This window comes from Mesorhizobium sp. M4B.F.Ca.ET.089.01.1.1, assembly GCF_004022605.1.
Lineage (GTDB): Bacteria > Pseudomonadota > Alphaproteobacteria > Rhizobiales > Rhizobiaceae > Mesorhizobium > Mesorhizobium abyssinicae.
In genome coordinates this window covers 1-9069 of record NZ_RZOS01000230.1, presented here as the reverse complement: position 1 = coordinate 9069, position 9069 = coordinate 1, and the positions used below count along the sequence as shown (strand labels likewise).

Annotated in this window: 6 protein-coding genes, 1 tRNA gene and 1 pseudogene; 5 read left to right on the top strand and 3 right to left on the bottom strand. The window is 65.7% G+C overall.

Annotated features, from left to right (window positions below; genetic code table 11):
* From EN780_RS20490 to EN780_RS20475, 4 genes are all read left to right on the top strand, one after another.
* The coding region (locus EN780_RS20490; protein ID WP_133372655.1) for an NAD(P)/FAD-dependent oxidoreductase at positions 1-1054 on the top strand (1054 nt) is incomplete at its 5' end.
* Positions 1054-1536: a MarR family transcriptional regulator gene (locus EN780_RS20485; protein WP_127284494.1), complete on the top strand. Its 483-nt coding sequence runs from the start codon at positions 1054-1056 to the stop codon at positions 1534-1536. The genes EN780_RS20490 and EN780_RS20485, both read left to right, overlap by 1 nt.
* 44 nt (positions 1537-1580) lie before the next feature.
* Positions 1581-3734, top strand: a complete 2154-nt coding sequence (locus EN780_RS20480) for an indolepyruvate ferredoxin oxidoreductase subunit alpha (protein WP_128275135.1) — start codon at positions 1581-1583, stop codon at positions 3732-3734.
* A complete protein-coding gene (locus tag EN780_RS20475; protein ID WP_128275134.1) occupies positions 3727-5298 on the top strand; it encodes an indolepyruvate oxidoreductase subunit beta family protein in 1572 nt (523 codons plus the stop codon). Before EN780_RS20480 ends, EN780_RS20475 begins: the two co-directional genes overlap by 8 nt.
* 37 nt (positions 5299-5335) lie before the next feature.
* Here the strand turns inward: EN780_RS20475 and EN780_RS20470 are convergent, their stop codons facing one another.
* The 3 genes from EN780_RS20470 to EN780_RS20460 form a co-directional block, all read right to left on the bottom strand.
* A complete protein-coding gene (locus EN780_RS20470) occupies positions 5336-5782 on the bottom strand; it encodes a pyridoxamine 5'-phosphate oxidase family protein (RefSeq protein WP_128275136.1) in 447 nt (148 codons plus the stop codon).
* Positions 5783-6149: 367 nt separating this feature from the next.
* A complete protein-coding gene (locus EN780_RS20465) occupies positions 6150-7982 on the bottom strand; it encodes an adenylate/guanylate cyclase domain-containing protein (protein ID WP_245494557.1) in 1833 nt (610 codons plus the stop codon).
* 352 nt (positions 7983-8334) lie between these two features.
* A tRNA-Thr gene (locus EN780_RS20460) sits at positions 8335-8410 on the bottom strand.
* Between the two features lie 353 nt (positions 8411-8763).
* On the opposite strand from EN780_RS20460, the pseudogene EN780_RS20455 reads away from it, so the two are divergent.
* Positions 8764-9069 (top strand): annotated as a pseudogene (locus tag EN780_RS20455) (hypothetical protein); the annotation flags it as partial.

Here is a 9069-nt window from a genome sequence, read left to right as displayed (position 1 = left end):
CGAGGCGCTGGCGCCGGCGCGCGGCTGGCTGGAGACGGCCTACACATCCGAGACGATCCGTGCGCTCTGGGCGCCCTGGGTGCTGCATGCCGGCCTCGGGCCGGAAGACGCCTTTTCCGGGCAGATCGCCAAGGTCATTGCGTTTGCGCTGGAGGCTGCCGGCGCGCCGATCGTCAAGGGCGGGGCGAAAAACCTGCTTGCCGCCTTCGAGGCGCTGATCAAGGAGCGCGGCGGCGTGATCTCCACCGACGCGGACGTCGCCTCCATCATCCTCGAAGGCGGCCGCGCCGCCGGTGTGCGGCTGGCGTCGGGCGAAACGGTGCACGCGAAAAAGAGCGTCATCTGCTCGGTCACGCCGACCCAGCTTTATGGCCGCCTGCTCGGCGACGCCGCCCCAAAGCGCGATGTCGATGCGACGCGCGAATATCGCTATGGCAAGGGCAACTTCCAGATCCACTATGCCTTGAGCAAGCCGCCGGCCTGGCGCGGCGAGGGGCTGGACAAGGTGGCGCTGCTGCATCTGACGCCCGGCCTCGACGGCGTCTCCAAAGCCTGCAACGAAGCGCTGCGCGGCCTGCTGCCGGAAGTGCCGACCATCTGCGTCGGCCAGCCGCACGCGCTCGACCCGTCGCGCTGCCCGCAGGGCAAGGCGATCCTCTGGCTGCAGCTTCCCGAGGCGCCGCGCCACATCAAGGGCGATGCCGCCGGCAAGTTCGCGGCTCCGGCGGACGGGCAATGGACCGCCAAGCTGCGCGAGGCGTATGCCGACCGCGTCGAGGCGATCCTCGCCAGCCACATCGACGGCTTCAGCGGCAGCGTGATCGCGCGCCGTGCCTATTCGCCGGCCGATCTCGAAGCGATGAACATCAACCTGGTCGGCGGCGATCCCTATGGCGGCTCGTCGACCATCGACCAGGCCTTCCTGTGGCGGCCGTTCAAGGCAAGCCGCAACCATGAGACCGGCATCAAGAACCTCTACCACATCGGCGCCTCCACCCATCCCGGCGCCGGGCTTGGCGGCGGCTCCGGCTTCCTGCTGGCGGGGAGGCTGTGATGGAGGAGAAGGTCCAGCAGAAGCGCCAGCGCATCTCGACCCTGGGCGAGATCGGCCTGCAGCAGTTCGCGCCCTATCTGATGAACCGCATCATGGGCCGCTACAACGCCACGCTGCGCGAGGATTTCCGCAAGCAGGGCCTGACCATTCCGCAGGTCCGCACGCTGGCCGTGCTGTCGGTGACCGACGGCGTCACCGTCAATGACCTCTCGGTTTATACGGTGATCGAGCAGTCCACCTTGAGCCGGACGCTCGACACGCTTGAGGGGCAGGGCCTGGTGCGCCGTGAACAGGGTGTCTCCGACAGCCGCTTCCGCCATGTGTTCCTAACCGATGACGGACGGGCTCTGTTCACGCGCGCCTGGCCGGCCATGCACGATGCCTTCGAGGCCATGTTCGACGGCGTCGACGACGCCGAATACGCGGCCCTGATCGCCATATTGCAGAAGATGCTCAAGAACATCCGCAAGCACGACATCTAGACGTACGCGCCGCCGGATGCCGGCGGCAACGGAAGGAGGCCACCATGGCCGAACGGTCTTTTGCCAAGGAAGTCGAGAAGCTCCGCCTCGGCGCCGGCCAGGAGTTCGCCGGCGAAGGCATTCTCGCCATCACCAAGGCGCTGCTGCAATGCGGCGTCGGCTATGTCGGCGGCTATCAGGGCGCGCCGATCAGCCATTTGATGGACGTGCTCGCCGACGCGCAGGACATTCTCGGAGAACTCGGCGTGCATTTCGAGGCGAGCGCCTCGGAAGCCACCGCCACCGCGATGCTTGCGGCCTCGGTGCATTACCCGATCCGTGGGGCCGCCACCTTCAAGTCGACGGTCGGCACCAATGTCGCTTCCGATGCGCTGGCCAATCTGGCGTCCGGCGGCGTCACCGGCGGCGCGCTGATCATCGTCGGCGAGGACTATGGCGAGGGCTCCTCGATCATGCAGGAGCGCAGCCACGCCTTCGCCATGAAGAGCCAGGTCTGGCTGCTCGATCCGCGCCCGAACCTGCCCTCGATCGTCAAGGCGGTCGAGGACGGCTTCGAGCTGTCGGAAGCCTCCAACACGCCTGTCATGCTGCAGGTGCGCATCCGCTGCTGCCACGTCCACGGCCATTTCATCGCCAAGGACAACAAGCGGCCGCCAATGTCGGTGGCCGACGCGCTGGAAGCGCCGCGCCGCGACACCGGCCGCATCGTGCTGCCGCCCGCCTCTTTCCTGCACGAGAAGGAGAAGGTGGCGAAGCGCTGGCCGGCGGCGGTCGATTTCATCAGGAGCCGCAAGATCAACGAGATCTTCGGCTCCGATCATGGCTCCGTCGGCATCGTCATGCAGGGCGGCATGTACAATTCGGTCATCCGCGCGCTGCAGCGGCTCGGCCTCGCCGACACCTATGGTGACACCGACGTGTCGCTCTATGTGCTGAACGCCGTCTATCCGCTTGTCGACGACGAGTTCCTCGCTTTCTGCGAGGGCAAGCAAGCGGTGCTGGTCGTCGAGGAAGGCCAGCCCAACTACATCGAACAGGCTTTTGCCGCCATGCTGCACAAGGCCGGCCGCGGCACCAGGCTGGTCGGCAAGGAGCATTTGCCGATGGCCGGCGAATATACCGGCCAGGTCATGCTCGACGGCATCGGCTCCTTCCTGCGCGCGAACGCTCCGCATCTGTTGCCGGGCGAGGTGAGGGCGCCGAACAAATCGGGCGAAGGCGTCGATACGACCGACCTGATTAATGTCGTTCCCGGTCGCCCGCCTGGCTTCTGCATCGGCTGCCCGGAACGGCCGATCTTCGCCGCGACCAGGCTGGTCGAGCAGGAACTCGGCAAGCACCACATCGCCTCCGACATCGGCTGCCATCTGTTCTCGATCATGCCGCCCTTCGAGCTTGGCGCCACCACCATGGGTTACGGGCTGGGGCCGGCCTCGGCGTCAGCGTTCAATTCGCCTGATGCAAAACGCCGCTCGATCTCCTTCGTCGGCGACGGCGGCTTCTGGCACAACGGCCTGACCTCCTCGATCGGCAATGCGGTGTTCAACAAGAACGACGGCGTCATCGTCATCGTCGACAATTTCTACTCGGCCGCCACCGGCGGACAGGACATCCTGTCCTCGCGCGCCTCGAACCGCACCAAATCCACAAAACATCCGATCACCGAGGCGGTGAAGGGCATGGGCGTGAAATGGCTGCGCCACATCGATCGCACCTATGACGTCGGCAAGATGCAGGCGACGCTGCGCGAGGCGCTGACGACCGAGGAGAAGGGCCCCAAGGTCATCGTCGCGTCGTCCGAATGCATGCTGAACCGCCAGCGCCGCGAGAAGCCGCTGGTCGACAAGGCGATCAAGGGCGGCGAGCGCATCGTCAAGCCGAAGTTCGGCGTCGACGAGGACATCTGCACCGGCGACCACGCTTGCATGCGGCTCTCGGGCTGCCCCTCGCTGTCAGTCAAGTCGCTCGACGATCCGCTGCGCGACGATCCGGTGGCATCGATCGACCAGAATTGCGTCGGCTGCGGCAATTGCGGCGAAGTGGCGGACGCCGCCGTGCTCTGCCCGTCCTTCTACCGCGCCGATGTCGTCCACAATCCCGGCCGCTGGGACCGTTTCCTCGAAAGCGCGCGGCGTGCGGTGATCGGGCGTCTGCAGCGCCGCCGAGAAAGCCGCCGGCTGGTGTTTGCCGATGCTTGATCACAACGCAGCGCTGCACCCGAGGACGGGCGCCCATGACGAAGAGCGCGTGATAAAGCTCGCCGTGCTTGCCGTCGGCGGCCAGGGCGGCGGCGTGCTCGCTGACTGGATCACCGATGTCGCCGAGCGCAGTGGCTACATCGCCCAGTCGACCTCGGTGGCAGGCGTCGCCCAGCGCACGGGTGCTACGATCTATTACATCGAGATGGCCCGCGACACCGGCCGGCTGCCGGTCTTCGCGCTGTCGCCCTCGCAGGGCGACGTCGACATATTGATCGCCGCCGAGCTGATGGAAGCCGGCCGCGCCATCATCCGCGGCTTCGTGACGCCCGAGCGCACAACGCTGATCGCCTCCTCGCACCGCATCGCAGCGGTGTCGGAAAAGATCGAGCCGGGCGACGGCCGCGCCTCGTCGGAGAAGGTGCACGCGACGGCGCAAGCCGCGGCCAGGCGATTCATCGCCTTCGACATGGAAAAGATCGCCGCCGAGAATGGCACCATGATCTCGGCCGGCTTGCTCGGCGCGCTGGCCGGTTCCGATGCGCTGCCATTTGCGCGCGAAAGCTATGAGCAGGCGATCGGCGCCGGCGGCCGCGGCGTCAAGGCCAGCCTCGCCGCCTTCGCCGCCGCTTACGATCGCGCGCGCGGCATTGGGGCTGCACCGGCAGGCGAGCAGGCGGCGAACCATGCCGTCACCGAAGCCAAGTCAACGGCGAAGGTCCGTGGACCGGAAATCTTGCTGAAAGGCTGGCAGGAGCTGGCCGCCCGCGTGGGTGCCTTGCCAGAGCCGGTGCGCGACATGGCCGAACGCGGCCTGAAAAAAGTCGTCGACTACCAGGACATCGCCTATGGCGGCGAGTATCTCGACCGGCTGGACAAGGCCGTCGCGCTAGATGGCCCGGAGCACGCCTATGCGCTGTCGATCGCCGCGGCGAAACATCTGTCCAACGCCATGTGCTACGACGACATGATCCGCGTCGCCGACCTCAAGACTCGCTCGACCCGCGACAGGCGCGTGCGCAAGGAGGTCGGCGTCAAGGACGGAACGGTCTTGCAGGTGACCGAGTACTTCCATCCGCGCATCGAGGAATTCTGCGGTACGCTGCCAGCCGGGCTGGGCAGCTATATCGAGGACAGGCCGAAGTTTGCCGCTTTCCTCGACCGCCGCATCAATCGCGGCCGCCACATCCGCACCGACAGTTTCACCGGCTTCGCCATGCTGTGGGTCATTGGCGGCCTGCGCCGCTGGCGCCGCAGCCTGCTGCGCCACAAAGTCGAGGTCGAGCATCTGGAACGCTGGTACGAACTGGCGCTCGCCCACGCCCGCGAAGATTACGCGCTTGGCACGGAAATCCTGAACTGCCGCCGGCTGATCAAGGGCTACAGCGACACCCACGCCCGCGCGCAGTCGAAATTCGACCGCGTGCTCTCAGCGCTCGATATGCTGAAGGGCCGCGACGATGCCGCCGACTGGATCCGCCGCCTGCGCGAAGCCGCGCTGAAGGACGAGAAGGGCGACATGCTGGATGGCGCGCTGAAGACGGTGGCGACGCTGGGCGGATAGGCTCCGGAGACGCTCCGGTTGCTGCCGTGGACGCTGGCTATTCAGTTGCTTCCCGTCCCGAGACCTGCTCGACGAGGATCCGGAAAAAGACATGCGGCAGGCTCTCTGAAAGAGGAGGCGTGACAGGCTTGAGCGCGCCGGGCTCCCACCAGTCGGCGTGCTTGCTCAGCACTGCCCAGGCATGGTCGCGTTGAACCTTGTGGCCGATCCGGTCCGGCAGTTCCTCATAGCGGCCCTCGAGGATCACGCTTTTCCAGCCGCGCCCCTGCGTGTGTTCCTGCACCTGCGCGCACAACAGGGGATTCTCCCGCATCCAGTCGACCTTCTTGCCCAGCAAGGAGAAGGCATAGAGGTGGTTGTCGGCATAGGCGTAGTTGAAGGGCACGACATAGGGTTGTCCGTCCTTCGCGCAGGCCAAATGTCCGGTGCGGTTGGCCGCCAGCATTTTCGTGCATTCCAGGGTGGAGAGCGTGCGGATCATCATCTGTGTGACCTCCCTTTTCCAGCCGGCTTCGGCCTCGCGAATTTCTGCCGATCGGTTCTTGCCGATATTAGCGCAGGATACGTCCTCGCTCACTGCTATGGATCAAATTCGTTATGGGGCGAATGCCGTGCCAAACCGCACCGATCGGCAGCGCCCGCGTTGGAAACGGCGCGGGCGTTTCGACTGCCGCTTTGGTGATGATCGCAGGGTCAGGCGCGAAAAACCGGATCGCTCGGGCCGGCGATCCACACAGCCTATGCGTTTGCCTCGCGTCCCGAGACCTTTTCGACAAGGACCCGGACCTGCGGCACGCTGTCCGACTTCGGGGCGTAACGCGCGGGAGAGCGCATCCTTGCAGCCGCGACGATCACTCCGGCACGCCGGCGATGCTCAGCGCCTCGACGTAACGCTCGGCGAACACCTTGTCCAGCCACGGGTTGATCTGTCTCTGCAGGGTGAGTGTGTATGTCGGGAAAGCCTCCATCAGCCGACGCGCCGCCGCCTGCGCCTCGTGAAGCCGGTTGAGTTTGACCAGCGCCATGATAACCACCCGGTGCGACGAGCCGTAGTTCGGCATCTCGTGCAGCGCGCGTTCTCCCCATGCCAGCGCTTCCTCGTAGCGCTCGAGCATCAGGTAGCTCATGCCGATGCCGGAGAGCGCAATGCCCTTCTCGGGATCGACCGGGCTCAGCCGCATGGCCCTGTGAAAGTGCTCGATCGCGACGAGCGGGCGGCTGGAATGCGCGTTCACCCAGCCGCAGCCCGTATGGCCCTGCGCCGAATTGGGGTTGAGCAGCAGGGATCGTTCGATCGTGCGCAGCGCCATCTCGTATTCTTTCGCGCTGTAGGCGATCACCTGCGCGGCGAAGCGCAGGCTCGTGGGGTCGTCGCGCGCTTCCGCCAGCACCTCGCGCGCCATGCGCGCGGCGACGCGGGTATCGTCCGGCTCATGCCAGCACTGGCTCACGGACAGGCTGCGGATATAGGCGCCGAGTCCCTTCGCCAGGTTGAAGCCAGGGTCGATGCTGAGCGCCTCGTTGGTGAGCCGGCGCACGTCGGCAAAGCCTTCGCGCGTCATGCTGTAGAAGCGCGGCAGCGCGCGAAGGTAGAGGTCGTAGGCGCTTATGTAGTCGGTCGGCTTCATGCGCGCCTGCTTGATCTCTTCCAGCCGGATGCTCGGCTCGACAGCGCCGACGACGCTCTCGGTCACCTTGTCCTGCAGGTCGAAGATGTCGCTCAGGTCGCCCTCGAAACGGTCGGTCCAGATATGGTGTCCGCTGATCGCGTCCACCAACTGCCCACTGATGCGCACCCGCGATCCTGCTCTGCGGATGCTGCCCTCGAGCACGTAGCGGACGCCCAGCTCGCGCCCGACCTGGCGCAGGTCCACCGCCCGGCCCTTGTAGGTGAAGGACGAGTTGCGGGCGATCACGAAGAAGGAGTTCACCCGGCTCAATCCGGTGATGATGTCCTCAACCAGCCCGTCGGCGAAGTATTCCTGGTCGGGGTCGCCGCTCATGTTGGTGAAAGGCAGGACCGCGATCGAGGGTCTCTCGGGCAAGGGAGGCGGTGCAGCCACCGCGGCGCTGGCGTCAGTCTCGACGCGGTAGGCGCGCACGGGCCGCTCGATGTTCTTCAGACGCAGCTCGCCGAGCGGCGTGAAGCCGCAGTCGAGCTTGCCCTGAAGGTGGTCGTAGGCGGTGCCCGAGACGACCACGGTGCCGGGATCGGCGATGCCTTCGAGGCGGGCGGCGATGTTGACCCCGTCGCCGTAGAGGTCGCCGTCCTCCTCGCAGACCACGTCGCCGAGATTGACACCGATGCGCAAATGAATCCGCTCGTCCTCGGCCGTCTCCGCCTCGCGGTCCGCCACGGCCTGCTGGATCGCGATCGCCGCGTTCACCGCATTGACGACGCTGGCGAACTCGCACAGCATGCCGTCGCCGGTGCGCTTGACGATCCGACCCCGGTGCTCGGAGACCAGTGGTTCGAGGAGGTCCTTGCGGTAGATCTTCAGCCGTTCGAGCGTGCCTCGCTCGTCGCGTTCCGTCAGGCGCGAATAGCCGACCACGTCGCAAGCCAGGATCGCCGCGAGGTGACGCTGCGTGGTCGTTGCACCCGTCGGCCAGGCGTCCGCACGCGGACCGCCTCCCGTCCATGTCCTGCCGACTTCCAGACGCGCCGCGCGCATGGTGCTCATCTCTCCCAGTCCTCCGCCCTTCGCCGATGCGGAACGCAGCTTGACCTTGCCTATTCCTGGGACGCTGACGCACCACGCCCAGAAGGCCGGAGATATTTCCCGCTCTGTGTAACCGGCTGACGCCACCGTGGCGGTGCTATTGTATCGGCCATCGTCGCCAGAGATCGCTCAAACCCTCAGCAGCGCCTGCACGGGAGGGCTGGGAAAGCTGGCGACGACAGCGGCCAGATATCAAAATGGAGACACGACCCGACCTGCCAACGAAGTCATCCGAGGTGGATTTTCGGGTGGTTGGAATGCCACCACGCTCCAGTGTATCCTCTTGGAAATAAAGCATTTCGAGCAGAGGAACTGGTGCCGCTTGCGTGACTCGAACACGCGACCCCATCATTACGAATGATGTGCTCTACCAACTGAGCTAAAGCGGCCCGGAAAGCGCTAGGCCTCCAAGATGGGCTGCGTGATAGACTCAACCCGCCGCGAATTCAAGATGGCTTGCGGCGAATTCAAATAAGCAACCGCGAATTCGGGCCGGAACTGGCAATTCGCGCCGGCTCCGGGCCTGCCTCAAAGCAGCCGCAGGAGCAATGCGACGCCGGTCCGAAGCACGGCGCCTGGCGGCTGGTGCGGGACAGTCTCGGCGAAATAGGTTGATTTCCTTGAAAAAAACCGCCGAAATCCGGTTTGTCGGTTGCGCCGCGCAGAATGCGGCCGCCGGCCCGTTGATTGATTGGCCGCCTGCCGCTAACGATCATGGCAGGAATGTGCAGAGGGATTTGGCTTGGACGCGATCGAAAAAGCGATCCGCAACGCCTTCGAGAAGGGCAATGCCGAGGACCGCCTCTTTCGCGAGCGGGTCTATCGCTCGGCCTTTGCCGCGCTCGACCGCGTGCTGCAGGCCAATCCGAACGTGACCGTGGAAATGGCCATCAAGCGCCGCAAGGCGGTGCAGGCCAAGATCGCCGAGATCGAATCGGAGTTCCTGCCGGCGGTCCCCGATGTCGCCGCGCTGGACGAGAGTGACACGGCGGCGGCGGTTGCCCCTGAAATCGCCGTGTCGGCCGAGACCGCCGCCGCCGTGTCACTC